Annotated in this window: 26 protein-coding genes; 5 read left to right on the top strand and 21 right to left on the bottom strand. The window is 60.4% G+C overall.

The window, feature by feature from the left end; genetic code table 11:
* Window positions 1-77: 77 nt before the first annotated feature.
* Window positions 78-1,007 (bottom strand): electron transfer flavoprotein subunit alpha/FixB family protein, encoded by a 930-nt coding sequence (locus AD666_RS08680; protein WP_053150260.1) that lies wholly within the window; start codon window positions 1,005-1,007, stop codon window positions 78-80.
* 2 nt (window positions 1,008-1,009) lie between these two features.
* Window positions 1,010-1,759, bottom strand: a complete 750-nt coding sequence (locus AD666_RS08675; RefSeq protein ID WP_053150257.1) for an electron transfer flavoprotein subunit beta/FixA family protein — start codon at window positions 1,757-1,759, stop codon at window positions 1,010-1,012.
* Window positions 1,760-2,303: 544 nt separating this feature from the next.
* On the opposite strand from AD666_RS08675, the gene AD666_RS08670 reads away from it, so the two are divergent.
* The gene (locus AD666_RS08670) at window positions 2,304-3,968 is read left to right on the top strand and encodes an electron transfer flavoprotein-ubiquinone oxidoreductase (protein ID WP_053150254.1); all 1,665 of its coding nucleotides are present in this window, start codon (window positions 2,304-2,306) and stop codon (window positions 3,966-3,968) included.
* Window positions 3,969-4,151: 183 nt separating this feature from the next.
* Here AD666_RS08670 and AD666_RS08665 read toward each other — a convergent pair whose 3' ends face one another.
* Window positions 4,152-5,042: an AraC family transcriptional regulator gene (locus tag AD666_RS08665; protein WP_053150252.1), complete on the bottom strand. Its 891-nt coding sequence runs from the start codon at window positions 5,040-5,042 to the stop codon at window positions 4,152-4,154.
* A gap of 179 nt (window positions 5,043-5,221) precedes the next feature.
* On the opposite strand from AD666_RS08665, the gene AD666_RS08660 reads away from it, so the two are divergent.
* The gene (locus AD666_RS08660; RefSeq protein ID WP_053150249.1) at window positions 5,222-6,274 is read left to right on the top strand and encodes an NAD(P)-dependent alcohol dehydrogenase; all 1,053 of its coding nucleotides are present in this window, start codon (window positions 5,222-5,224) and stop codon (window positions 6,272-6,274) included.
* 18 nt (window positions 6,275-6,292) lie between these two features.
* Here the strand turns inward: AD666_RS08660 and AD666_RS08655 are convergent, their stop codons facing one another.
* The 5 genes from AD666_RS08655 to AD666_RS08635 all read right to left on the bottom strand — a co-directional run bounded on the left by AD666_RS08655 (window position 6,293) and on the right by AD666_RS08635 (window position 11,452).
* Complete coding sequence (locus AD666_RS08655) at window positions 6,293-7,096, bottom strand: IclR family transcriptional regulator (protein WP_053150246.1); 804 nt, start codon at window positions 7,094-7,096, stop codon at window positions 6,293-6,295.
* Window positions 7,097-7,155: 59 nt separating this feature from the next.
* Complete coding sequence (locus AD666_RS08650; protein WP_053150243.1) at window positions 7,156-8,466, bottom strand: MFS transporter; 1,311 nt, start codon at window positions 8,464-8,466, stop codon at window positions 7,156-7,158.
* A 178-nt stretch (window positions 8,467-8,644) separates the two neighbouring features.
* Window positions 8,645-9,793 carry a galactonate dehydratase gene (gene dgoD / locus AD666_RS08645; RefSeq protein WP_053150238.1) on the bottom strand — a complete coding sequence of 383 codons (1,149 nt, stop codon included), beginning with the start codon at window positions 9,791-9,793 and terminating at the stop codon, window positions 8,645-8,647.
* Between the two features lie 47 nt (window positions 9,794-9,840).
* The gene (locus tag AD666_RS08640) at window positions 9,841-10,461 is read right to left on the bottom strand and encodes a 2-dehydro-3-deoxy-6-phosphogalactonate aldolase (RefSeq protein WP_053150235.1); all 621 of its coding nucleotides are present in this window, start codon (window positions 10,459-10,461) and stop codon (window positions 9,841-9,843) included.
* Between the two features lie 19 nt (window positions 10,462-10,480).
* Window positions 10,481-11,452 carry a 2-dehydro-3-deoxygalactonokinase gene (locus tag AD666_RS08635; protein WP_053150230.1) on the bottom strand — a complete coding sequence of 324 codons (972 nt, stop codon included), beginning with the start codon at window positions 11,450-11,452 and terminating at the stop codon, window positions 10,481-10,483.
* 187 nt (window positions 11,453-11,639) lie between these two features.
* Between AD666_RS08635 and AD666_RS08630 the strand changes: the two genes are divergently transcribed.
* The gene (locus tag AD666_RS08630; RefSeq protein ID WP_053150227.1) at window positions 11,640-12,272 is read left to right on the top strand and encodes a glutathione S-transferase family protein; all 633 of its coding nucleotides are present in this window, start codon (window positions 11,640-11,642) and stop codon (window positions 12,270-12,272) included.
* Between the two features lie 5 nt (window positions 12,273-12,277).
* Here the strand turns inward: AD666_RS08630 and AD666_RS08625 are convergent, their stop codons facing one another.
* A complete protein-coding gene (locus AD666_RS08625) occupies window positions 12,278-12,760 on the bottom strand; it encodes a GNAT family N-acetyltransferase (protein ID WP_053150223.1) in 483 nt (160 codons plus the stop codon).
* Window positions 12,761-12,947: 187 nt separating this feature from the next.
* On the opposite strand from AD666_RS08625, the gene AD666_RS08620 reads away from it, so the two are divergent.
* Complete coding sequence (locus AD666_RS08620; protein WP_053150220.1) at window positions 12,948-13,292, top strand: hypothetical protein; 345 nt, start codon at window positions 12,948-12,950, stop codon at window positions 13,290-13,292.
* Window positions 13,293-13,323: 31 nt separating this feature from the next.
* Entirely contained in the window at window positions 13,324-13,704 is a 381-nt protein-coding gene (locus tag AD666_RS08615; protein ID WP_053150217.1) for a Rho termination factor N-terminal domain-containing protein, read from the top strand.
* Window positions 13,705-13,844: 140 nt separating this feature from the next.
* Here AD666_RS08615 and araH read toward each other — a convergent pair whose 3' ends face one another.
* From araH to AD666_RS08555, 12 genes are all read right to left on the bottom strand, one after another.
* Window positions 13,845-14,813: an L-arabinose ABC transporter permease AraH gene (araH, locus tag AD666_RS08610; RefSeq protein ID WP_053150214.1), complete on the bottom strand. Its 969-nt coding sequence runs from the start codon at window positions 14,811-14,813 to the stop codon at window positions 13,845-13,847.
* A gap of 9 nt (window positions 14,814-14,822) precedes the next feature.
* Window positions 14,823-16,367, bottom strand: a complete 1,545-nt coding sequence (araG, locus tag AD666_RS08605) for an L-arabinose ABC transporter ATP-binding protein AraG (RefSeq protein WP_053150212.1) — start codon at window positions 16,365-16,367, stop codon at window positions 14,823-14,825.
* A 102-nt stretch (window positions 16,368-16,469) separates the two neighbouring features.
* Complete coding sequence (locus tag AD666_RS08600; protein WP_053150209.1) at window positions 16,470-17,474, bottom strand: substrate-binding domain-containing protein; 1,005 nt, start codon at window positions 17,472-17,474, stop codon at window positions 16,470-16,472.
* A 171-nt stretch (window positions 17,475-17,645) separates the two neighbouring features.
* The gene (locus tag AD666_RS08595; RefSeq protein WP_053150207.1) at window positions 17,646-18,464 is read right to left on the bottom strand and encodes an SDR family oxidoreductase; all 819 of its coding nucleotides are present in this window, start codon (window positions 18,462-18,464) and stop codon (window positions 17,646-17,648) included.
* Between the two features lie 113 nt (window positions 18,465-18,577).
* Window positions 18,578-19,453 (bottom strand): SMP-30/gluconolactonase/LRE family protein, encoded by an 876-nt coding sequence (locus tag AD666_RS08590; protein ID WP_053150204.1) that lies wholly within the window; start codon window positions 19,451-19,453, stop codon window positions 18,578-18,580.
* Entirely contained in the window at window positions 19,450-20,196 is a 747-nt protein-coding gene (locus AD666_RS08585; protein ID WP_053150200.1) for a FadR/GntR family transcriptional regulator, read from the bottom strand. Before AD666_RS08585 ends, AD666_RS08590 begins: the two co-directional genes overlap by 4 nt.
* 173 nt (window positions 20,197-20,369) lie before the next feature.
* On the bottom strand, window positions 20,370-20,930 hold the full coding sequence (locus AD666_RS08580) for a DUF1285 domain-containing protein (RefSeq protein ID WP_053150195.1): 561 nt from the start codon (window positions 20,928-20,930) through the stop codon (window positions 20,370-20,372).
* Window positions 20,931-20,945: 15 nt separating this feature from the next.
* Window positions 20,946-21,551 (bottom strand): DUF4823 domain-containing protein, encoded by a 606-nt coding sequence (locus tag AD666_RS08575; protein WP_053150192.1) that lies wholly within the window; start codon window positions 21,549-21,551, stop codon window positions 20,946-20,948.
* 97 nt (window positions 21,552-21,648) lie between these two features.
* Window positions 21,649-22,617 carry a GTP 3',8-cyclase MoaA gene (locus AD666_RS08570; RefSeq protein WP_053150187.1) on the bottom strand — a complete coding sequence of 323 codons (969 nt, stop codon included), beginning with the start codon at window positions 22,615-22,617 and terminating at the stop codon, window positions 21,649-21,651.
* Between the two features lie 137 nt (window positions 22,618-22,754).
* Window positions 22,755-23,393: a TetR/AcrR family transcriptional regulator gene (locus tag AD666_RS08565; protein WP_053150184.1), complete on the bottom strand. Its 639-nt coding sequence runs from the start codon at window positions 23,391-23,393 to the stop codon at window positions 22,755-22,757.
* A gap of 384 nt (window positions 23,394-23,777) precedes the next feature.
* Window positions 23,778-24,572, bottom strand: a complete 795-nt coding sequence (locus AD666_RS08560) for a TatD family hydrolase (RefSeq protein ID WP_053150182.1) — start codon at window positions 24,570-24,572, stop codon at window positions 23,778-23,780.
* An 11-nt stretch (window positions 24,573-24,583) separates the two neighbouring features.
* The gene (locus AD666_RS08555) at window positions 24,584-24,940 is read right to left on the bottom strand and encodes a PilZ domain-containing protein (protein WP_053150179.1); all 357 of its coding nucleotides are present in this window, start codon (window positions 24,938-24,940) and stop codon (window positions 24,584-24,586) included.
* Window positions 24,941-25,018 lie beyond the last annotated feature (78 nt).

Below are 25,018 nucleotides of genomic sequence, written 5' to 3'. Positions count from 1 at the left end.
GCTCCCTTGAAAGCGGACAGTGCGAAAATAAAAAACCCGGCCAAAAGGCCGGGCTCTTTATAAGTGAAGATGCCGGATTAGACCAGCTTCTCCAACTCGGGAACAGCTTCGAACAGGTCCGCTACCAGGCCGTAGTCGGCCACCTGGAAAATCGGCGCCTCTTCATCCTTGTTGATCGCAACGATCACCTTGGAGTCCTTCATACCGGCCAAGTGCTGGATCGCGCCGGAGATACCAACGGCAATGTACAGCTGTGGCGCAACGATCTTGCCGGTCTGGCCGACCTGCATGTCGTTGGGTACGAAACCTGCGTCGACCGCCGCGCGGGAAGCGCCGACAGCAGCGCCCAGCTTGTCGGCCAGGGCGTACAGGTGTTTGAAGTTGTCACCGTTCTGCATGCCGCGGCCGCCGGAAACGACGATCTTGGCAGCGGTCAGTTCAGGACGGTCGGACTTGGCCAGTTCTTCGTTGACGAAACTGGAAATGCCCGCGTCGTGGGCAGCGCCTACGGCCTCAACGGCAGCCGAGCCACCTTCGGCGGCAACCGGGTCGAAACCGGTGGCACGCACGGTGATGACCTTGACCGAAGCGGTCGACTGCACGGTCGCGATGGCGTTACCGGCGTAGATCGGGCGCTTGAAGGTGTCGGCGCTTTCCACCGAGATGATCTCGGAGATCTGGTCGACGTCCAGCGCAGCGGCAACCCGTGGCAGGATGTTCTTGCCGTTGGACGTGGCGGCAGCCAGGATGTGGCTGTAGCCCTTGCCCAGCTCAGCGACCAGCGGCGCAACGTTTTCCGGCAACTGGTGCGCATAGGCGGCGTTGTCAGCGGACAGCACTTTAGCCACGCCAGCGATTTTCGCGGATGCTTCGGCAACGGCGCCAGCGCCCTGCCCGGCCACCAGCACGTGGATGTCGCCACCGATCTTGGCAGCGGCAGCAACGGTGTTCAGCGTGGCTGGAGCCAGCACTTTGTTATCGTGTTCGGCGATTACGAGGATAGTCATGATCAGATCACCTTCGCTTCGTTTTTCAGTTTCTCGACCAGTTCAGCCACCGACTTGACCTTGATACCCGCGCTGCGTGCAGCCGGCGCTTCGACTTTGACGGTCTTGTTGGTGGAAGCGGTGGAAACGCCCAAAGCGTCAGGCGTCAGCACTTCAAGCGGCTTCTTCTTGGCTTTCATGATGTTTGGCAGAGACGCATAGCGCGGCTCGTTCAAACGCAGGTCGGTGGTGACGATGGCCGGCAGCTTCAGGGAAACGGTCTGCGCACCGCCATCGATTTCACGGGTCACGGCAACGCTGTCGCCGGACACTTCGACTTTCGATGCGAAGGTACCCTGACCGTAGCCGCTCAATGCAGCGAGCATCTGGCCGGTCTGGTTGTTGTCGCTGTCGATGGCCTGCTTGCCGAGGATCACCAGCTGTGGCTGTTCCTTATCGATGACGGCCTTGAGCAGCTTGGCCACGGCCAGGGAAGTCAGGTCTTCGGCGGATTCGACGAGGATGGCGCGATCGGCACCCAGCGCCAGCGCGGTGCGCAGTTGCTCCTGGGCAGTGGTCGGACCGATGGAGACAACGACGATCTCAGTCGCCACGCCTTTTTCTTTCAGGCGTACGGCTTCTTCTACGGCGATTTCGCAGAAAGGGTTCATCGACATCTTGACGTTGGCGAGGTCGACGCCGGAGTTGTCCGCCTTGACGCGAACCTTGACGTTATAGTCGACCACTCGTTTGACAGCTACAAGAACCTTCATGGATTCCTCGTTACTCTCCGGTGAATAGAAAGTCGCCTAGGCGAACCTGGCGGTTGATGCTCATGGGCGCAAGGGCACCTCTAAAAACGCCGGCATGAACCACACATGACTTGCTCACGGGAGTGAAGACCGTTCGTCAGTGGTGACCGATGAGTCATTCATTATCGCGGCGTGTAAACTGCGCGTCCGAACCACGCGTTACGTCACTTTGTGCTGCCTTCGCCCTGTCTTTAGAGGTGCTCTTGAAACCAACAGTCAGCCTACGGCGAGCGCAAAACCGCCCGTATCTTGACCGGAACACCTATTCCGGTCAATACGGCAAAATAGCCAGTCATAAGCCGTACGTCAGTGATTTACCGGGCCTCCAGCGATTTCAAACAAACGTTTGTATTGGACCCTGAGAGTGGTGTAGATATAATGCGCCCCCAAGAGAGAATCGCGGGTCATCCATTGTCGCTTTCGTCGCTGCGGTGAAGGAAACAATGGATGCAACGCCAAACCTCCAATTAGAAAAAACCGCTGAGCCTTGAGTAGGAGATAGCCTGTGGAACGCGAATACATGGAATTCGACGTGGTCATCGTCGGTGCCGGCCCCGCTGGCCTGTCTGCCGCTTGCCGACTGAAACAGAAGGCCACCGAAGCCGGTAAGGAAATCAGCGTCTGCGTGGTGGAAAAAGGCTCCGAAGTCGGTGCGCACATCCTCTCCGGCGCCGTGTTCGAACCCCGCGCCCTGAACGAGCTGTTCCCGGACTGGAAAGAACTGGGTGCGCCACTGAACACGCCCGTCAAGCGCGATGACATTTATGTCCTGAGAAACGCCGACACCGCGAGCAAAATCCCTGACTTCTTCGTGCCCAAGACCATGCACAACGAAGGCAACTATATTATTTCCCTGGGCAACCTGTGCCGCTGGCTGGCCCAGCAGGCCGAGAACCTGGGCGTGGAAATCTACCCGGGCTTCGCCGCCCAGGAAGCGCTGTTCGACGAGAACGGCGTGGTCCGCGGGATCATCACCGGCGACCTGGGGGTCGACCGCGAAGGCCATCCGAAAGAAGGCCTGTACACCCCTGGCATGGAATTGCGCGCCAAGTACACGCTGTTCGCCGAAGGCTGCCGTGGCCACATCGGCAAGCAGTTGATCAAGCGTTTCAACCTGGACAGCGAGGCCGACGCCCAGCACTACGGCATCGGCCTGAAGGAAATCTGGGAAATCGACCCGGCCAAGCACCAACCCGGCCTGGTGGTCCACACCGCCGGCTGGCCGCTGGACATCATGGGCACCGAGAACACCGGCGGCTCCTTCCTCTATCACCTGGAAAACAACCAGGTGGTGGTCGGCCTGATCGTCGACCTGTCCTACAGCAACACCTTCCTGTCGCCGTTCGACGAGTTCCAGCGCCTCAAGCACCACCCGGTGCTCAAGCAGTACCTGGAAGGTGGCAAGCGCGTCAGCTACGGGGCCCGTGCCATCTGCAAGGGTGGCCTCAATTCGCTGCCGAAAATGGTGTTCAAGGGCGGCGCACTGATCGGCTGCGACCTCGGCACCCTGAACTTCGCCAAGATCAAGGGCAGCCACACCGCCATGAAGTCCGGCATGCTCGCCGCTGAGTCGGTGGCTGAAGCGCTGTTCGCCGAGAAAGATGGCACTGAAGAGCTGACTACTTACGTTGACGCGTTCAAGAAGAGTTGGCTGCACGAAGAGCTGTTCGCCAGCCGCAACTTCGGCGCCGCGATTCACAAGTACGGCGCCATCATCGGCGGCGGCTTCAACTGGCTCGACCAGAACATCTTCGGCGGCAAGCTGCCGTTCACCCTGCACGACAACAAGCCGGACTATGCCTGCCTCAAGCTGGCGGCCGATTGCAAAAAGATCGACTACCCGAAACCGGACGGCAAGCTCAGCTTCGACAAACTCAGCTCGGTGTTCATCTCCGGTACCAACCATGAAGAAGAACAGCCCTGCCACCTGAAGCTGACCGACCCGAGCATCCCGATCGGCAAGAACCTGCCGCTGTACGACGAACCGGCCCAGCGCTACTGCCCGGCCGGTGTCTACGAAGTGGTAACCCAGGAAGACGGCGAGAAGCGCTTCCAGATCAACGCCCAGAACTGCGTGCACTGCAAGACCTGCGACATCAAGGATCCGGCGCAGAACATTACCTGGGTGACGCCGGAAGGCGCCGGTGGGCCGACTTACCCGAACATGTAAGCCGATTCGCTGAACAACGAGGCTCCCGCAATGGGGGCCTTTTTGTTGCGTGCTATTTCAAGAAACACCGAGTCCGGAATGTGGGAGCGGGCTTGCTCGCGAAGGCGAGATGTCAGTAACAACACGGCTGACTGATAGGCCGCTTTCGCGAGCAAGCCCGCTCCCACAGGGATCTTCAGTGGATCAAGCCGCGCGCTCTTCCCCTGGGCTACGCTCGAAATAACGCTTGTACTCCCGACTGAACTGCGACGAGCTCTGATACCCCACCTGATGCGCCACCTGCGCCACGCCCAACCCTTCGACGAGCAACAACCGTTGCGCCTTCAGCAGACGCAAACGCTTGAGGTACTGCACCGGCGAGAGCAACGTGCTGCGCTTGAAATGCTCATGAAACGTCGACGCGCTCATGTTGGCGCAACTGGCCAATGTCTCGACGTTCAACGGCTCGGTGAAATGCGCATGCAGATGACTCAGGGCCGCGGCAATCCGGGCAAACTGCCCATGCTGTTCCACCAACGCCCGCAATACGTCAGCCTGGGGTCCGCGCAAGGCAACGAACAGCAGCTCCCGCAGCCGCGCCTGGCCCATGACCTGGCACTCCAACGGATCGTGCAAGCACTGCAACAGACGTTCGACACAGCCACGCATGGCGTCATCGAGCTCGGCGCTGGTCATGGACTCCGGCGTCTGGGCTGCCAGGCTTCGTCCCGGCGTCAACCCCATGGCCAGCACCAACTCACCCAACATCGCCCGATCGATCGCAACGGAAATCCCGAGCAGCGGAGCATCGGGCATGGCATAGGTTTCGCACTCGAACGGCACCGGCAACGCCTGGATCAGGTAATGCCCCGCGCCGTATTCCAGCGTGCGAGGCCCCAGGTACGCCAGTTTGCTGCCCTGGGCGATGATGACCAGGCTCGGTTCGTAAAGCTGCGGACCACGGGCAATATCCTGGCTACACCGCAGCACTTGCACGCCAGGCAATCGCGTAGGGATGAAACCGTCACGGTTGGCCAAGGGTTCGATCAGCGAAACCAGCGCCGCGTTGGCATCGAGATGGCGGGTCAACAACATGGGAAAGACTTCACGGAAAAAGGGATAGGAACATCATCGCAGGTCTGGCACTCCATAGGATCAATTCACGGCCAAGGCCGGAGGATTAGGCATGACACCCGTAGGAATCGCCATCGCCCCATGTCGTCACGGCTACCAGAATAGATCGCCTCATTGTTCACTGCTCAGCGAGGTTCATTATGTACACCGCCATCGGATACGCCGCCCAGTCGCCCACCGCCCCCCTCGCCCCCATGAAGTTCGAACGGCGCAGCCCGCAGGCCGACGACGTGGCAATCGACATTCTCTACTGTGGCGTCTGCCACTCCGATATCCACCAGGCCCGCAACGAATGGGGCATCGCTGTTTATCCGCTGATGCCCGGCCACGAAATCGTAGGCAAGGTTACCGCCGTCGGTGCGAATGTTACGCGTTATAAGGTTGGCGACCTGGTGGGCGTCGGCTGTATGGTCGACTCCTGCCGCCAATGCGATGCCTGTCGCGCCGACCTGGAACAATTCTGTTTAGAGGGCATGACCCAGACCTATGCCAGCCCGGATCGTGTCAGCGGCGGGCACACCATGGGCGGTTACTCCAACAGCATCGTGGTCAAGGAGCATTTTGTGCTGCGCATCCCGGCCGCGCTCGACCCGGCCAGCGCCGCTCCGATTCTCTGTGCCGGCATCACCACCTACTCGCCCCTCAAGCACTTTGGCGTAAAAGCCGGCGACAAGGTCGGCGTGTTGGGCATGGGCGGACTGGGCCACATGGGCATCAAGTTCGCCAAGGCCATGGGTGCGGAAGTGACGTTGTTCACCCGCTCGGCCAGCAAGGCCGAAGAAGCCCGTCGCCAGGGCGCCGACCATGTGATCGTGTCCACCGATGCCGAACAGATGGCCGCCGCGGCCGGTCGGTTCAACTACCTGCTGGACACCATTCCGGTGCAGCACGACCTCAACCCGTACCTGAGCACCCTGCGGTTCGACGGTGTGCACATCCTGGTAGGCCTGGTCGAGCCGATCGATCCGCCGGTCCATGCGGCCAATTTGATCATGGGCCGTCGGGTCCTGGCCGGATCGTTGATTGGCGGAATCGCCGAAACCCAGGAAGTGCTGGATTTCTGCGCCGAGCACAACATCAGCTGCGACATCGAGATGCTCGACATCCGTCAGATCAATGAAGCGTACAGCCGCATGATCGCCGGCGACGTCAAATACCGCTTCGTCATCGACATGGCGACCCTCAAGGCCTGAAGCCACACAGGCCACTAATCAGACCTTGGCGCCCAACTCCGCCGACAGCCGGGCCGTGACTCCTTTGACCAGGGGAATCAGCTCGGCCATTTTTTCCAGCGGCATGTAAGGCACGGTGCTGGCAATGCTGATACCCGCAACGATGCGCTTGCCCGCATCGCGGATCGGCGCCGCCACGCAGCGAATCGAGGGTTCGTTGTCTTCCAGGTCGAACGCGTAGCCTCCCGCCACATATTCTCGCATCCGCTGCTGGAACTGCTCCCAGGATTGCTCCTGATGCTGCGGCCAGAACTGATTTTTCCCTGCCGCTGGTTGGCTGATTTCAAACAACCTTTGCCACTGCTCCTCGGTGTCGTCCAACATCAGCGCCTTGCCGATCCCCGTGCGTGCCAACGGCATGCGATGACCTACGCGGGAACGCATCTCCGGACCGTAGCGGCCCGGATTCTTCAACAGGTACAAGACCTCGTCGCCCTCGCGAATCGCCAGATGCACCGTGTCGCCGGTCAGCGCCGACAGCTCATCCAGATACGGCCCCGCCAGGTTTACCAGCGGTAACTCTTCGCGCGCCTGGAAACCCAGCTCGATCAACTTGGGCCCCAGCAGGTAGCCCACTTGCGGCACCACGCGCAGGTAACGTTCGTCCACCAGGCAACTAGCCAGGCGATGTGTGGTGCTACGGGTGGTGCCGATCAGCCGGGCGATCTCCTTCAAGTCCCGCGCACCGCTGGCAACCGCCTGGACCACACCCAGGCCGCGCAGCAATGTCTGGGTGCCTGTAGGCGCTGCGTCCTTGGTGATTTTTGGATCGTCTTGCTGCATATCCGGCCTTCAACAGTGATCGGGGAACGGGCGGCATTATGGTCGCCCGCCCCGTCGGACTACAACTCGATGCGCTCGACCTTACCCACCAGCAGGATGTAAGACAGCGCACCTGCCAATGCCAGTACAGCGATATAGGTGATGGCCGGGGCAAACGAATCGCCGTTGGCCAGGAAACCAATCACAATCGGCGTGGCAATGGCGGCGAGATTACCGATGAAGTTGAACACCCCGCCCGTCAGTCCGAGCAGACGCGCCGGCGCCAAGGTGGACACCAGCGACCAGGTGATCGAAGCCAGCCCATTACCGAAGAACGCCAGCGCCAGGAAAGCGATCACCAGCGGCGTCGATTCGACAAAATTGGCACCGATGATCGACGTGGAGATCAGCAACCCGCCAATGATCGGCAGCTTGCGTGCAAAACCTACGCTGGTGCCACGACGGATCAGCCAGTCGGAAAAGAAACCGGAACACAGCACGCCGACGAACGCCGCGAGAAATGGCAACGACGCGAGCAGACCGGACTTGATGAAATCCATGCCGCGATATTTCACCAGGTAGGTCGGGAACCAGGTCAGGAAAAACCACAGCGTGGAGTTCAGGCAGAACTGGCCCAGGTAGATGCCCCACAATTTGCGCTGGGACAGGACGATGCCCAGGTCGCTCCAGCTGAATTTCGCCTTGGCCTTGGCCGTGTCGGCCTGGATATCCACCAACCCGCCACCTTCGCGGATCAGTTCGATTTCACCCGCGTTGGCCCCTTTGAAATCACGGGGTTCGCGGTACACGGCGTACCAGATCACCGCCCAGAGAATGCCCACCGCGCCGGTTGCCACGAACACCATGTGCCAGCCGAACGCGTGCTGCAGCCAGGCCAGCACAGGCGTCAGGAACGCCAGGCCGACAAACTGCCCGGAGGTGTAGAAGCCGATGGCCGTGGCCCGTTCGCGTTCAGGAAACCAAGTGGTGACCACACGGCTGTTGATCGGATAAGCCGGCGCTTCCAGCGCACCGACCGCCATGCGCAACACGAACAATGCGATGAAACTGGCGGCAAAACCCAGCATTACCGTCGCCACCGACCACAGCAACAGCGCGGCGCTGTAGAGAATGCGCGGCGGCACCCGGTCCACCAGCCAGCCCCCGGGGATCTGCATGGCGGCGTAGGTCCAGCCGAACGCCGAGAAGATCAGCCCGACATGAATCGGATCGATACCCAGGTCGCTGGTCAGCGCGGGGGCGGCGATGGACAGGTTGCTGCGGTCCAGGTAGTTGATCACGACGGTGATGAACAGCAGGACCATGATGAAAAAACGCTTGCGGCTGGGCGTCACCAACGACGCCTGCGCGCTCAAGGTGTGCGCTTGCATGTGAGGTGCCTCTTTTTATATTTGTCGAATGCGGCAAAAGTGGAGCGAGCCTCTGTGGGAGCAAGGCTTGCCCGCGATGAACGATGACGCGGTCCGTCTGGAAAACGCATCGCCTGCATCGCGGGCAAGCCTTGCTCCCACAGGATTCCATGGCTTGCACAGTGTGATCAGGCCTCAATCACCACTCCGCAAAACTGCCATCGGCATGCCGCCAGATCGGATTGCGCCAGCGGTGTCCGACGGCGGCACGCTCGATGACGTACTCCTCGTTGATCTCGATGCCCAGGCCCGGGCCATTAGGGATCTTCACGAAACCTTTTTCGTAATCGAACACCCGCGCATCCTTGACGTAATCCAGCAGGTCGTTGCTCTCGTTGTAGTGAATGCCCAGGCTCTGTTCCTGGATGAACGCGTTGTAGCAGGCCGCGTCCAGTTGCAGGCAAGCCGCCAGGGCGATGGGGCCCAGCGGGCAATGCAATGCCAGCGCCACGTCGTAGGCTTCGGCCATGTTGGCGATCTTGCGGGTTTCGGTGATGCCGCCGGCGTGGGATGCATCAGGCTGGATGATGTCCACGTAGCCTTCGCTGAGCACACGCTTGAAATCCCAACGGGAAAACAACCGCTCACCCAAGGCAATCGGCGTGCTGGTCAGCGGCGCCAGCTCCTTGAGGGCTTCATAGTTTTCGCTGAGCACCGGTTCTTCTATGAACATCAGCTTGTAGGGGTCGAGTTCCTTCATCAGCACCTTGGCCATGGGCTTGTGGACCCGACCGTGGAAGTCCACGCCGATGCCGACGTTCGGTCCCACCGCGTCGCGCACTGCCGCAACGTTGGCGAGGGCCAGGTCGACTTTTTCAAAGGTGTCGAGGAATTGCAGCTCTTCGGTGCCGTTCATCTTCACGGCGGTGAACCCGCGCCCTACCGCCTCTTTCGCGGCGCGGGCGGTGTCTGCCGGACGGTCGCCGCCGATCCAGGAATAGACACGGATCTTGTCCCGCACCTGGCCACCGAGCAAATCACTGACCGACACCCCCAGCGCCTTTCCCTTGATGTCCCACAACGCCTGGTCGATGCCGGCCAGGGCACTCATGTGCACCGCGCCGCCGCGGTAGAAGCCGCCGCGATACAGCACGGTCCAGATGTCCTCGATATTGCGTGGGTCTTTGCCAATCAGGTAGTCAGACAATTCTTCAACGGCAGCCGCCACCGTGTGGGCACGACCTTCGACCACGGGCTCGCCCCAACCGGTCACGCCTTCGTCGGTTTCGACCTTGAGGAAGCACCAGCGCGGCGGAACGATAAAGGTGGTCAGTTTGGTGATTTTCATCTTGTTGTCTCTCTTATTGGATGCAGCGCCGAGCGCCGGAAAAATCTTTAGTTCAGAGCCTTCCACGCGGCCACGTAAGCCTTGGCGCGTACCGCCACTTCATCGGCCGTCAGGCCCGGCTTGAACAACCCGGAACCGAGGCCAAAGCCCTTCACGCCCGCCTCGACGAACGCCGCCATGTTGTCCGGGGTAATCCCACCCACCGGCACCAGCACGGTCCCGGACGGCAATACCGCAAGCCAGGCCTTGACCACCGCCGGGCCCATCTGCTCGGCGGGAAACATCTTCAACACATGGGCGCCTTCGGCCAACGCGGCAAACGCCTCGGTCGGGGTGGCGACGCCCGGGGACAGGTACAACCCCGCTGCTTTGGCCGCGCGCAGTACTTTCGGATCGCTGTGGGGCATGACGATCACCTGACCGCCAGCGGCCTTGACCTGCTCCACCTGCTCCGGCGTCAGCACAGTGCCGGCACCGATCAGGCAATCGGCGGGCAAGGTACTGCGCAGGATGCGGATACTTTCGTACGGCTCGGGGGAATTGAGCGGCACTTCGATGACGCGAAATCCGGCGCTGTAAAGGACTTCGCCGACAGCGGCCGCCTCCTCGGGACGCAAACCGCGAAGAATCGCGATCAGCCCGTTTTGCGCCAGTGCTTGTGTGAGCATGTCAGACCTCCAGTCAAGTTCAGCGATCAAGTAGCCCGGCCGCCAGGGCCAGTTGCCACAAACCACGTTCGGTGGCCTGTTCGGCCAGGGTCACCCGGGCGAAACCGCAGGCGTCGAGGGCCCGCTGATAACGGGCACAGAGTTGAGAGTTGCCGATCAACACCACGGCGGGCAGATGAACGCTGTTGCGTCGTTGACGTTGCACCGCTGCCAGCGCCGTCAGCTCATGGCCGATCAACAGGCCGGAGAGATAGTCCGCTTGGGCGTTCGCGCCAAGTTCACCGGTGAGCCCCAGGCTGCGGGCGCTGAACACGGTGGACAACGGACCGGCCTGACCGTCGGGAGACAAGGCCACCCGCACACCGCGATCGAACGCCTGGCCGTCGAACGCCGCGCCACGCTGTTGAGTGCGTCCGAGAATGCTGTGGTCACTGAGAACGGCGAAGATTTCGCCGGTCATGAAGGTATCGAAATGCACGATGCAGCCGTCGACCACCTCCACCCATTTCGAATGACTGCCGGGCAGGCCGATCAGTACGGCTTCGTTCGGCAAACTGTGCAGCGCGCCAAGCACCTGGGTTTCTTCACCACGCATGACATTGGGCAACCGCGAACGCTGGATCACGCCGGGCACGATGTGCACATCGACACCGCGAAGGCTGCGAACGGTTTGCAGGGAATGTCCGAGGTTGGCGACGTTGGCAGGCGTGCCGCAGTAAGGCGCTTCGCGCCAACCCTGGGCGCTGCCGACCATGCCGCAGGCGATGACAGGCAGGTCCGGCTGTGCGTCCAGCCAGTCGCCACACGCCTCATCGAAGGCCAATTCAAATCCGTCTATGCAGACCTGCCCCGCCACGGTCCGCGGCCCCGAGGGCAACTGCATGATCCCCGACGACAGCGAACGCTGTTCGAGCACTTGGCCTCCGGCGGCGATTTTATAAGCCCGTAGTGAGGTGGTCCCCCAATCGAGCGCGATCAATTGCGCCTGCATCCGCTTCACCTGTTCTGTTTATTGGCAGTGAGTGGAACGGACTATAAACCTTGGTGCAGGAAAATCTCAATATATAAATATCATTCCCATATATTGGGAAAAATCCAGAATCAAATCCCATCGCCAACCTCCAGCGACCCTGTTAAGTTCCTGCCTGGATGTCTTCGCCACTCAGGGAGAAACGTTTATGGGCCAACTGCTGAAAATCCTCGGTCGCACTTCTTCGATCAACGTCAGAAAAGTGCTGTGGACCTGTCAGGAACTGGATATCCCCTACGAACGAGAAGATTGGGGCATTGGCTTCAATTCCACCCATGACCCGGCGTTCCTCGCTCTCAATCCCAACGCCCAGGTGCCGGTGATCATTGATGAAAACGGCGTGCTGTGGGAGTCGAACACCATCTGCCGCTATCTGGCAGGCAAACACGGACGCGGCGATCTGCTGCCCATCGAGCCCGCCGCCCGGGCACGCGTCGAGCAGTGGATGGATTGGCAAGCGACCGAACTCAACCGCTCATGGGGATACCCTTTTTACGCTCTGGCGCGCAAGGACCCGGATTGCCAGGACCCGCAGCGTATCGCCGCCGGCGTCAAGGATTGGAACGAAAAGATGGGTCTGCTTGAACAGCAACTCAGCCGGACCGGCGCCTACGTGGCCGGCGCAGGCTTCTCCCTGGCTGACGTGCTCATCGGCCTGTCCGTGCACCGCTGGCGCCAGACGCCGATGGAGCGGCCCGACTACCCGGCCGTGGCCGCCTATTGCAAACGGCTCGAACAACGACCGGGTTTTGCCGAATACGGCGGGGACGCTTATTCCTGAAGCTCTCAGTTGCCTTGGGCGAAATCCCGCAGCACCTTGCCATCCATCCGATAGCGCACCCACTCCTCCTGGGGCTGCGCGCCGAGGGACTTGTAGAACTCAATGGCCGGGGTGTTCCAGTCCAGCACGCTCCACTCGAAACGACCGCAATCGTTGTCGCAGGCGATCTTCGCCAAGTGCCGCAATAAAGTCTTGCCTGCCCCACCGCCCCGTTGTTCCGGCGTGATGTACAAGTCTTCAAGGTACAGGCAGTTGCTGCCCAGCCAAGTGGAATAGCTGAAGAAAAACACCGCGAAACCGATCGGCACGCCGTCACGCAGGCAAATCAGCCCATGGGCGGTCGCGCCCTCGCTGAACAGACTGCGCTCGATGTCCGCCACACTGGCGATGACTTCGTGACGGGCCTTCTCGTAGTCCGCCAGCTCGGTAATAAAGGCAAGGATTTGCGGCGCATCGCTGGGTTGCGCAGGACGGATCTCGATCGACATGAACGGGCCTTGTAGCCAATTGAAAGCGCCATACTAAGCCGCTATGCGACGCTCGTCACATGCCAATCCATGGGAATGACCGCAACAAGCTCATGTGCTGAAAGCGCCATTCGTCGATCCCGAGGCACCATCGTCATCCCTTCACGGCCCAAGATCAGGCAAGCATCTGAAAAATGGAGGCGACACCATGATCATTTCAAGGCTGACAGCGTTCACATTTGCCGCACTGCTCTCTTCGGTGGCCTTCGCGGCTTCCACCTCCGGTACCGGACCGACCGACCCGGTGCAGGCGCCCAATTCCCCCGCCACCCAGGGTATGCCCAAGCTGAACACGGACGGCACCGGTGGCACCCTGAACAACGGTCAGCCACCCGCCACCGGCACCGATCCCCGTGTGCAGGGTAACGATATGGGTCGCCAGGGCGGCATGAACACGCCGGACTCTACCGCGCCTGATAACGCCGAAACTGGCGTGGGTTCGAAGACCACCACGGGCGGGTCGGGCTCCGAGGGTGGCGCTGCCAGCCAGTAACCCAGGTCACATACTTGAGGAGGACCAGCCCATGCCTCGTGGAAGCAAAGACAAATACACCGCCGAGCAAAAGCGCAAGGCCGAGCACATCGAAGAGAGTTACGAGAAAAAAGGTGTGTCCGAGAACGAAGCCGAAGCGCGGGCCTGGGCGACCGTGAACAAACAGTCCGGCGGCGGCGAACGCTCCGGCGGTTCGGGGAAGAAAAAACCGGCCGCCGAGAAGAAAACCGATCGCAAGGAATCAGCCCGTCGCGCAGCCAAGACCCGCGAAGGTCATCCGCGTACCAGCAAGGCCTCCCACGAAGCCCAGACTGTGGATAACCTGATGAAGGAGGCGCGGGCGAAGAATATTCCCGGCCGGTCGAAAATGCGCAAGCAGGAACTGATCGAGGCCTTGCGCAAGGCCGCGTGATCGCTGGCGCCCTGGCGGCCTCCTTCGCGAGCAGGCTCGCTCCCACAGGGTCTTGTGCCAACAGCAAAACTGAGGTGCAGCACTGATCCACTGTGGGAGCGAGCCTGCTCGCGATGAGGCCCGCCCGATCGACGCAGGCTTCAGCGCTGCTTCATCCGGTCAATCACCACCGCCAGCAGCAGGATCGAGCCACGAATGACGTACTGGTAGAAGGTGTCGATGTTCTTCAGGTTCATCGCGTTCTCGATGATCGCCAGGATCAGCACTCCGGCAATGACATGGCGGATCATGCCGATACCACCGCTCAACGACACGCCGCCCAGCACGCAGGCCGAGATCACCGTCAGTTCGAAGCCCTGGCCGATCATCGGTTGGCCCGACGTCATGCGCGATGCCAGGATCACACCCGCCAGCGCACCGATCACGCCATGCACGGCAAAAATGATGATCTTGGTGCGATCGACGTTCACCCCCGCCAGCAGCGCCGCTTCCTGATTGCCCCCGATGGCCATGGTGTTGCGCCCGTAGGTGGTGTAGTTCAGCAGCCAGCCGAAGAACAGGAAGCAGACGATGGTGATCAGGATAGGCACCGGCACACCGAACAACTGGCCGTTGCCATAGACAAAGAACGACTCCTGGGAAATACCCACCGCCTTACCATTGGCGAAGATATAAGCCAGGCCCCTGACGATCTGCATGGTCGCCAGCGTCGTGATCAGCGCGTTGACCCGCAGCTTGGCAATGACGATGCCGTTGATCAGGCCGACGATCAGGCCCATCACCAGCGCTGCACTGATCCCCAGGAAGACGCTGTTGGTGTCACGCATCACCACCGCCGCGACCACGCCAGCGCAGGCAATCACCGAGCCGACCGAGAGGTCGAAGTGACCGGACGCCAGGCAATACAACATAGTGCAGGCCGCAATACCGGTGGTGGAGATCGCCAGCCCCAGGCCTCGCATGTTCAGCGGGGACAAGAAGTTATCGATCATCAGCGTGCAGAGCACGAAGACCCCGATGGCCGCCAGCAGCATGGCCCAGTCGTCCAGGAAACGCCGCATATCCAGGGGTTTGCGTGCCGTTGGCAGTGCATTGTTTTGAATGGTCATGATTACCTCTCAGTTCGCCGCGTCGGCAACGCGTTGGCGTGGCAGCGCCAGTTGCAGCAGATTGGATTCATTGGCCTGGTCACGCGGCAGTTCGCCACGCATGGCCCCTTCGCAGAGCACCAGGATTCGGTCGGAAATGCCCATCACTTCCATCAGGTCGCTGGACACCACGATCACGGCAATGCCCTCGGCCGCCAGGTTGTGGATGATCTGATAGATCTCGGCCTTGGCCCCGATGTCGATGCCACGGGTCGGCTCGTCCAGCAGCAGGACCTTCATCGGCATCGACAGCCAGCGACCGAGGATCGCTTTTTGCTGATTGCCGCCGGACAGGTACATGATTTTCTGCCCCGCCGTCGGGGTCTTTACCTTCAACGCCTTGATCTGTTTGTCGGCGTTGCCCCGTTCCCAATCGCCGCGCAACAGGCAACCAAAAGTGGAATGAGCGCTGCGGGCGCTGATGTTGATGTTCTCGCCGACGCTGGCCAGCGGCATGATGCCTTCCTTCTTGCGATCCTCCGGGCAGAGCAGCACGCCGGCGGCGATGGCATCCCGGGGCGAGCGCAGCTTCAGTTCCTCACCCTGCAGCAGCAATCGCCCATCGGTCTGACGCTCCAGGCCGCTGAGCAAGCGTAGCAGCTCGGTGCGCCCGGCCCCCACCAGCCCGAACAGTCCAAGGATCTCGCCTTTGTGCACCTGGAAACTGACCGGCTCGCGCAGCCCCGGACCGAGCAACCGATCGACCTGCAACGCGACCTCGCCGCGCTCGCGGGGACGGTAGTCATAGATGTCCTCGATATCGCGGCCGACCATGCATGTCACCAACTGGTCATGGGTCAGTTCGCCCATGTCTTCGAAGGTCCGCACGTAGCGGCCATCCTTGAACACCGTCACCGCGTCGCAGATGCGAAACACCTCTTCCATGCGGTGACTGACGTAAAGCACGACTTTGCCCTCGTCACGCAGGCGCGCGATGATCGCCATCAGGCGGTCGATTTCCCGTGCTGAAAGGCTGCTGGTGGGTTCGTCGAAAGCAATAACGTGGGCGCCCCGGGACAAGGCCTTGGCGATCTCTACCAACTGCCGCTGACCGAGGGACAGACGCCCGACTTTTTCCTGGGGGTCGATCTCATCGGCCAGGCCTTTGAGCAGCGCCAACGCCTGCTGGCGCAGCACGCCGCGATTGACCAGGCCGAAACGAGCCGGCAAATGCCCCAGGAACAGGTTTTCGGCGACGGTCATTTCCGGCACCAAGTGCAATTCCTGGTGGATCACCGCCACACCGCTGGCGATGCTGTCGGCAGTGCATTTGAAGACCATCGTCTGCTCGCCGATCTGCAACTCGCCGCTGCTCGGGATATAGGCACCGCCGAGAATCTTCAACAACGTGGACTTGCCCGCGCCGTTCTCACCCATCAAGGCATGAACCTGCCCCGGATGGGCGACGAAACTGATATTGGCCAGCGCCTGCACACCGGGAAAGGATTTGCCGATCCCGTTGAATCGCAAGCTGCCGCCTATGCTGTATTGCTGTGTCGCTGTCTGCGCTTGCATAACCACCTCGAACTCACAGAGATCAAGCGGCGCCGCCTGCGTGCCCCATCCTACAGACCGCAGAACAGGACACCGGCACCGCTTTTTTGAATCAACCGACCGTCAATTCCACAGGCCGATCTTTTCCAGCTCCTGCTTGAAGTTCTCCCGGGTGATCAGCGTCACCTCGTCCATGGCGGTGTACTTTGGCGGTTCCTTGCCGGTGGTGACCCACTCGAACATCATCTCGGCGGTCTTGTAGCCTTCGATGTGCGGACTAGGCAGCATCGAGCCGAAGAAGCCGCTCTCGGGTTTCTTCAACTCGCCGATGGCGTCGGTGCCGTTGATGCCGATGCCGATCACGTTGGCCGCCTTGAAGCCGGCGGCTTCGGTGGCACGCACGCCGCCCAGCACAGTGTTGTCGTTCATGCCGCCGATGATCAGGTTCTTCGCAGCGCTGGGCAGTTTCACCAATGCGGAGTTGGTGGAGTCCATGCTGCCCGGTACGTCGAGCGTCTTGAGTGCCGAGTAGAGGATGTGGTCCTCCGGCATGCCGGCTTTCTTGAGGGCGTCGACCGAACCGTCGGTGCGTTTCTTGCCGGTGTCCAGTTCGTTGAAGGTGTTGATCACCGCGTAGGTGTCTTTCCAGTCCCAACCGCGTTTCTTCGCCTCAGCGGCCATGGCGGCCCCTTGCTTCTGGCCCACTTCGAATGCGGCCATGCCCAGGTACGGCACATCCTCCATGAACTTGCCGCTGGCATCGACGAAGCGGTCGTCCACCGCGATGACTTTCAAATCATTGAGCTTGGCCTTGGCCATGATGGCCGGGCCCAGGGACACGTCCGGCGGGCAAATGACAAAACCCTTGGCGCCGTTGGCGGCAAGGCTGTCGATGGCCGAGAGAGTCTTCTCGCCGTCAGGCACGGCGATCTTGATGACCTTGAAGCCCTTGTCCTTGCCGGCTTTTTCAGCGAATGCCCATTCAGTCTGGAACCAGGGTTCCTCGGCCTGCTTGACCAGGAAACCGATTTTCACTTCCTCAGCCGCCAGCAGACTGCTACTGAGGCTGAACGCGGTAACCGCCAGGGCGGCGCGACACAGGGAACGAATCCCACGGCGATGATTCATAGCTGACTCCTTGTTTTTTTTATTGAAAGCCAAACGTCCGGTATCTACCCCACCATCGGTGGTACTGCGCAGGCCGGGCGGTCAAAGCGTGTTGCTACAGCATAGATCCAAATAGTCATATCGTATGATGATTGGATGACAGGCACGTTGATGCCTGAAACCCCGGACATTTCAGTCGTGATACATGACCGAACGTCCACCATCGAGGGTGATGCATGAAGCGTTGATGAATGGGGCTTCGTCGCTGGCCAGGAACACGGCCGTCATCGCTACCTCGATCGGCTGGCCGATGCGCCGTGGAGGGTGCAGGTTCATTGCTCGCTGGCGCTCGGCATGAGGGTCGGCGAAGCCGTTCCAGTAATCGATGTTCAGTTGGGTTTCGATATAGCCTGGCGCGATGGCATTCACACGCACGCCCTTGGGTGCGTATTCGATGCCCAGGGCACGAGTCAGCCCCAGCAAACCGTGCTTGGCCACCGGGTAAGGGAAGCAACCGGGAATGATGTGGGACGAATGGGTCGAAGCGATGTTGATGATGCTGCCGGCACCCTGCTCGATCATCTGTGGCAACACAGCTTTGCAGCCATACCAGGCCCCGTCCAGGTCGATGGCGAAGCAGCGTCGCCAATCATCTTCGGTCATTTGCAGCGGGTCACGGAATACATTGACCCCGGCGCAGTTCACCAGCACATCGATGCGGCCATGCAGCTCGACGGCACGACGGGCCATGGCGTGCAGATCCTGCTGGTTCGATACATCGGCTCTCAGTGCCTGCACGTCGGCGCCGCGCTCACGCCAATGCACGGCGACCTTCTCGACTTTTTCAGCCTGGATATCGCTGATCACCAGCCGAGCCTGCTGGGAAGCGAACGCGGCGACGATCGCCTCGCCAATGCCTTGGGCGGCGCCCGTCAGCAGCACGACCTTGTTTTTCAGTCGCTCGCCCTTCGGTGGCTCAGGCACCGGCGGCAAGGAGAGGGGTTCAGCCATGGAAACTTCACCTGCTTTGTTTTTTTTGTAAGTGCGTATCGCTGATGGGACCGACTATAAACCCGACCGCCAAACAATCTCAATATATATATTTACATCCCATATTCTGGGATTTAACCCGCAAACCGTGTACAAGCCACGCCAGGGATATCAACCCGCATGGACAGCACCGCACCGTCCAAAGGGTGTTCCAGCGGGCTTGCCGCGCTGGTGATGTACAACGTCTTGAGATCCTCGCCACCGAACACACAACTGGTGGGGCGACTGACTGGCAGTTCGATGACCCGGTCGACATGGCCATCCGGACTCAACCGCAGCAGGCAGCTGCCATCCCAGCGGGCGTTCCAGATATAGCCCCGGGCGTCCATTGCCGAACCATCCGGGCCGCCGCGCGAGTGAGGACCGAACCAGACCTCGGCTGGCGCCAGGTTGCCATCGGGATGAATGAAGTGCCGGTACAACGTGCCGTCGAGGCTTTCACCGAAATACACCGTGGTCCCGTCGGGAGACCATAACAGCGTGTTGGGGATGCCAAGTCCGCGCAGCAATGGCATGACCCGGCCATCGCCGCCCACGCGAAACAGGCCACCCGAGCGCCGCTCGATGGGCAGGTCTTCGCCGTTTTCGCCAATGTTGTTCTGCATGGTGCCGAGCCAGAGCCGACCCAACGCATCACAACGGGCTTCGTTGGCCCGATTGCCCGGCTGAGGGTCGGCCATGCACAGCAAAGTCAACCGGGGCTCCAGGCCCGGCGATTCCAGGTCCAACCGGTAGACACCACTGCTCAGCGTCACCAGGGCATCCCCGCTCTGCGTCGGGATGAACGCGGAGACGTGCTCGGGCATCTGCCAGATATCCACATTGGCGCCGATCAACCGCAGCGCCTGCTTGCCCGCGATGTCGACCCAATACAATGCCCGGGTCGCCTCGTCCCAGAACGGCCCCTCGCCCAGTTTCGCCCGGTGTTCCGTCACAGCCGTCCACATCATTGAATCCTCCTGTTTCCGGCTTGCCCGGCAGTGTCTGTACGACCGGCCATCAAGTCAGGGTAAAAGCGCTTGATGGCCAGGTCAGCGTTATCGATCAAGGTCATGCAGGCCCAGACACCCCGCGCAGCGTCACGGGCGGCGATGGCTTCGGCGATATCCTTGTGGATGGGTAAGGTCCGGCGCAGTTCATCCGGATCGGCCGCCGACACCTCGAACGACACCGCCAGCAACGCCCCCAAGGCCGGGACCATTTGTTCGATGAATTGATTGTGGCTGGCGGCTAGGATGCATTCGTGGAAATACTGGTCGGCGCGGTTGTAGTCGGCGTCGCTGTCCACGGCCCGCTCCAGCGCATGATAGGCCAGACGGATTGCCTCTATCTGCTGGGCGGTCGCCCGCTCGCAGGCCCAACGCACCGCCATGGGCTCGATGGTGCGACGCAGGTCGAGCAGGTCGTCGACAAAGTTTTCCGGCAGCCCGCTGCGCGATAGCCAACCGACGACCTGTGGATCGAACAGATTCCAGCGTCGCACCGGCAAGACCCGCGTACCGACTTTCGGCCCGACTTCCAGCATGCCCTTGGCCACCAGGGTCTTGATCGCCTCGCGGATGACCGTGCGACTGACCCCCAGTTGCTCCCCCAGGTCCGCCTCGACCTTGATGGTCTGCCCTGGCTTGACCTGGCCGGCGGCGATCCAGCCACCCAGCCAATCGACGGTCGATGCGTGAAAACTGCTGGACATGAAAACCCCGCGGCCACTCTTTATGGGTGGCTCACGCTAATCATCATATGATTGGGTGTCAATCCGAATTTACGCAAAATTGTAGGAGCGGGCTTGCTCGCGCAGACGGTGGGTCAGTCAAATCAACACTTGCTGATCCACCGCCTTCGCGAGCAAGCCCGCTCCCACAGGATTTACGGTTCCAGGCCGATCGGGAAGAACACTCCACCACTCCACACGCCCAACCACCTCTGCCCCTCGATCTCGCGGCTCACCGCCAGCTCCACCAACTGGTAGAACACATTGCGATGAATCAGTGCCTCGAGGTTGGCGCGCACATGTACATAGGGCGCGGGTTCCTGGGTCTGCGGATCGATCACCACTCGCATAGGATGCTCGGGACCGGCCTCGGTGGTTTCATCGACGTGGGTCGTGAAGCGCAATACCTGTCCCTCTCCCTCGCCTTCGACTTCGAGGGTCACGGCTACGAACGGCGCATCGTCGACCCGAATGCCGACTTTTTCCACAGGGGTAATCAGGAAGTAATCATCGCCATCGCGGCGGATGATGGTGGAGAACAGCTTGACCATCGGCTTGCGCCCGATAGGCGTGCCCAGGTAATACCAGGTGCCATCGCGGGCGATGCGCATGTCAATGTCGCCGCAGAAGTCGGGATTCCACAAGTGGACCGGCGGCAGGCCTTTGGTCTTGGGGATCTGCCCCAGCAGGTCATTGGCTTTTTGCGGTCCGCTCATGGTGATTCCTTATGTTTACTCGTTGCTCATCCCCAACAGGCTGCGAGCATATTCACGCAAGGGCGTGGCGATGAGGTCTTGTGGCTGTTTGTCATGCAGCGTCAGCAAACCGCCGCGACTCTTGATACGTGCAGTATCGATCAAATACTGGGTGCTGGTCTCGATCAACATGATCTGAATCACGCTGGTGTCGACCCCCAGACGATCTACCGCCTCTTCATCGAGCCATTCATCAGTATTGCCAATACGGTTGTCAGCCTTGGCGAATCGGGTGTACAGCAGGTAATGCGCACCGGCGGCACGAGCTTCGCCCATGGCCTGGTCAAGTCCTTCGGGCACCCGGGCACGACGAACCATGGGGAAGTATTCGATGAAACCATTGAAAGCTTCTTCGGCCACGACATTGGGACGTGGATAGGCACTGCCCGGCGGAGCGAAGGCGCCTTGGGCAATATAGATGAACGAATCGGGCTGGATACGCAGGTTATTCACACGACGGCTGTCGCTGTGATCCAGCAGACCGGCGTCGCTCATGTGATAACGCACGCCCTCCCCCATGTCGCTGACATTCATGCAGCCACCAAGCGCCATGACGGCCAGCAGCAAAACCAGGCTACGCATCCTACCCTCCAGAAACCGGTGTCGGAAAACCGGCGAATGGTCGTTGGATGCAGCTTTTGCGCCAGCTCGATAGATAAGGGGTTCGCCACAAGGCAAATCAGCCGCCTATGATCTTCATGATGGTGGCCCCACCGGAGAACGCCACTTCCTGCTTGTCTCCCAGAGCCTTGACGAGCAGCCGCTGGATGGCCGGCAATGCCTGATGGCGAGGCTTGTCCAGCAGATCGCCAATGTAGTGGCGATTGCTCGACGACAAGCAACCATGCAACCAGCCCGTAGACGACAACCGCAGCCGTGAGCAGGTGCGACAGAACGGAACGCTCTCGTTGGCAATCACTCCGAAATACCCCATTCCCGGTATTTCATAACGCACCGCCGTGGCATCCACCGGCGCGTTGGCTTGCAGATACTCGTACCGGTCGCCAATCAGGCTCAACAACTGTTGAAGACTGACGAACTGCTGCAAAAAACCATTGGAATCGCTGGCCAGATGGCCCATGCGCATCAACTCGATGAAGCGCAGCTCATAACCCCGTTCGAGGCAGTAATCGAGCAGCGGCATCACCTGGTCCTGGTTCTGCCCGCGCAGCGGCACCATATTCACCTTGATCTTCATCCCCGCCGCCCGAGCCTGTTGCATGCCGTCGAGCACCGTCGCGAGGTCACCGCCACGAGCGATACTGCGAAATGCCGCAGGGTCCAGGGTATCGAGGGAAACGTTGATGCGGCGGATACCGGCTTGCAGCAGCAGCGGCAGTTTTTTCGCCAACAATTGGCCGTTGGTGGTCAGGCTGATGTCCTCCAGACCCATCTGCCCCACTGCCGTCATGAAGTGCTCCAGCTTGGGACTGACCAGCGGCTCACCCCCGGTGATGCGTAGCCGCTCGATGCCGGCAGCTTCGATCAGATAAGCCACGCCACGAGCCATCGCTTCGGCCGACAGTTCATCCTGCGCAGCCACCAGCCGCTTACCGTCAGGTACGCAATAGGTACAGGCGTAGTTGCAGGCGGAAGTCAGGCTGACCCGCAAATTGCGAAAACGCCTGCCCTGACGATCAACGATCATGGATCACTCCGGCGGAAGAAGAGTCGGACGAGCCGAAACTTGACCTAGAATTCAAGTTTTAGCAAGTCCCATGCCTGAGTATATTACTGGGGCACTGCGCCATGTAAGCAGACATGGCGCTATCAGACAGGTGAATGTCAGTGGCTCGGGGCGTCGGTATCGCGCTTGCGCTTGTTGCCCATGCGTACGCCGATGTCCATGAGGAACTGGAAGAAGCCTTCCTGATCTTCCAGCACGTTGCTCCAGAATGGCGAGTGATACAGCGCCACCGCACCGTGCACCAACGCCCAGGCAGCGCAGTAGTGGAAATAAGGCGGCACATCTTCGAGCTTGCCTTCGCTGATCCGCCCCTTGATCAGCAAGGTCAGGCGATCGAAGTTCGAGGCGCGGATCTTGTGCAACTCCTCGACCATTTCCGGCACCTGGTTACCCTTGACGACCTTTTCTTCCAGGCGGTCAAACAAACGGTAGCGCTGCGGATCGCGCATGCGGAACTCGAAGTAGGCCCGGGACAGGGCTTCCTTGTCCTTGTCCACATCCGCCGAATGCAGCAGCTCGTTCAAATCGCGCTCATAGTCGAGCATCAGGCGCAGGTAGATCTCTGCCTTGGACTTGAAGTGTTTATAAATCGTGCCTTTGCCGATACCCACGGCATCCGCAATCATCTCGACGGTGACGCTGTCTTCACCCTGATCGAGGAACAACTTGAGCGCGGTGTCGAGAATTTCCTGCTCGCGGCGACGAAACTCACGGACCTTACGAGGTTCTTTGTGCATAAGAAAAAGGTCTGACAGGTCAAAATTCGAAGCCGGGTATTATGCCTAACTTACGTAAAAATGCACGGATCATCCGTTCCCGGCCACAGTTCTTCACAAAATCGTACGCATCTGTCTCCCCCGCGCCCTGCCCCACCGCGCCGCGCAGGCAAACATTGGCGACATGAGAACTTATCCGAAGCGAGCGTATTCCAAATTTGTTTAAAAACCACCTGGGCCAAACTGGACGCGTCCGCATACTGATCAATACTTGAACTGTCGGCGCGACATCTCCCCCAAGTGACGCGCCGATAAAGGTACCAAAGGACCGCGTGCCTTTGTTTTACTCCTAATGGTCTTAACCCGGATTCACCCCCCAGAACCCGGGTTTTTTTTGTTTGTCATTCAAGCCCGTACCGAACGGACATGAGCCAACGGGAACAGACGCTTGAAGTTTTCCGTCGTCTGCTCGGCGAACCGCCCGTAGGACTCACCGCGCAACATTGCCAGGAACTCCGCCACTTCCCGGACGTACTGCGGCAGGTTCGGTTTACCGCGATACGGGATCGGCGCCAGGTACGGAGAATCGGTTTCCACCAGCAGGCGGTCGGCCGGCACTTTGCTGGCCACATCGCGCAAGGCATCGGCGTTGCGGAACGTGACAATACCGGACAGGGAAATGTAATAACCCATGTCCAGCGCGGCTTTGGCCATTTCCCAATCTTCGGTGAAGCAGTGCAGCACGCCAGCCTGTGGAAGCGCGGCATCGCGTAACAAGTCCAGGGTGTCGGCCCGGGCGCCTCGGGTATGGATAATCACCGGTTTTCCGGTCTGGCGTGCAGCCTCCAGATGCAGCCGGAACGACGCTTGCTGGACCTCGGCGGCCTCCGGTTCGTAGTGATAGTCGAGGCCGGTTTCGCCAATGGCAACTACCCGTGGATGGTCGAGCTCCTGCAACAGCCAGTCCAGTGCCGGCGCGGCGTCGGGCTGGACATCCAGGGGGTGGACACCCACCGAACAATCGACATCCTCATAACGCTCGGCCAGGACCTTGACGTCAGCGGCATTGTCGGCACTGACACCTATACACAGAAAGTGTCCGACGCCGCGCTGACGAGCCGCGTCCAGCGCAGCATCGAGGGAGCCGGCGTGGGCGGTAAGGTCGAGGCGGTCAAGGTGGCAATGGGAATCTACAAGCATAAGGAGTCAGGCTACATCGTGTGGGTAGGACGGTCGGATTTCAGGGTTCCGGCCAGGTGGGTTTCGATTTGGTTGCGGGCAGCGTTGTCGCCCTCGTTGAACTGCACGCCAACGCCGGCGGCTCGATTGCCCTGGGCTCCCTTGGGCGTGAGCCAGATCACCTTGCCGGCGACCGGGATTTTCTCAGGCTCATCCATCAGGCTCAACAGCATGAACACCTCATCGCCCAGGCGATAATGCTTGTTGGTGGGAATGAACAGGCCGCCATTCTTGATAAAGGGCATGTAGGCGGCATACAGCACCGATTTGTCCTTGATGGCCAGGGACAGGATGCCGTTGCGTGGACCGGGACTGACAGGTTCGTTCATGCTGATCTCCGCTTCGATTGAGCTGAGTCTAGACTTTTCGTACAACGCCCAGGAGAACCTCACCGGTTTTCCTTCAGC

It is taken from the genome of Pseudomonas sp. Pf153 (assembly GCF_001269775.1).
Taxonomy (GTDB): Bacteria; Pseudomonadota; Gammaproteobacteria; order Pseudomonadales; family Pseudomonadaceae; genus Aquipseudomonas; species Aquipseudomonas uvaldensis.
The sequence above is the reverse complement of the archived record's forward strand: the minus strand, read 5'-3'. Positions and strand labels throughout refer to the sequence as shown.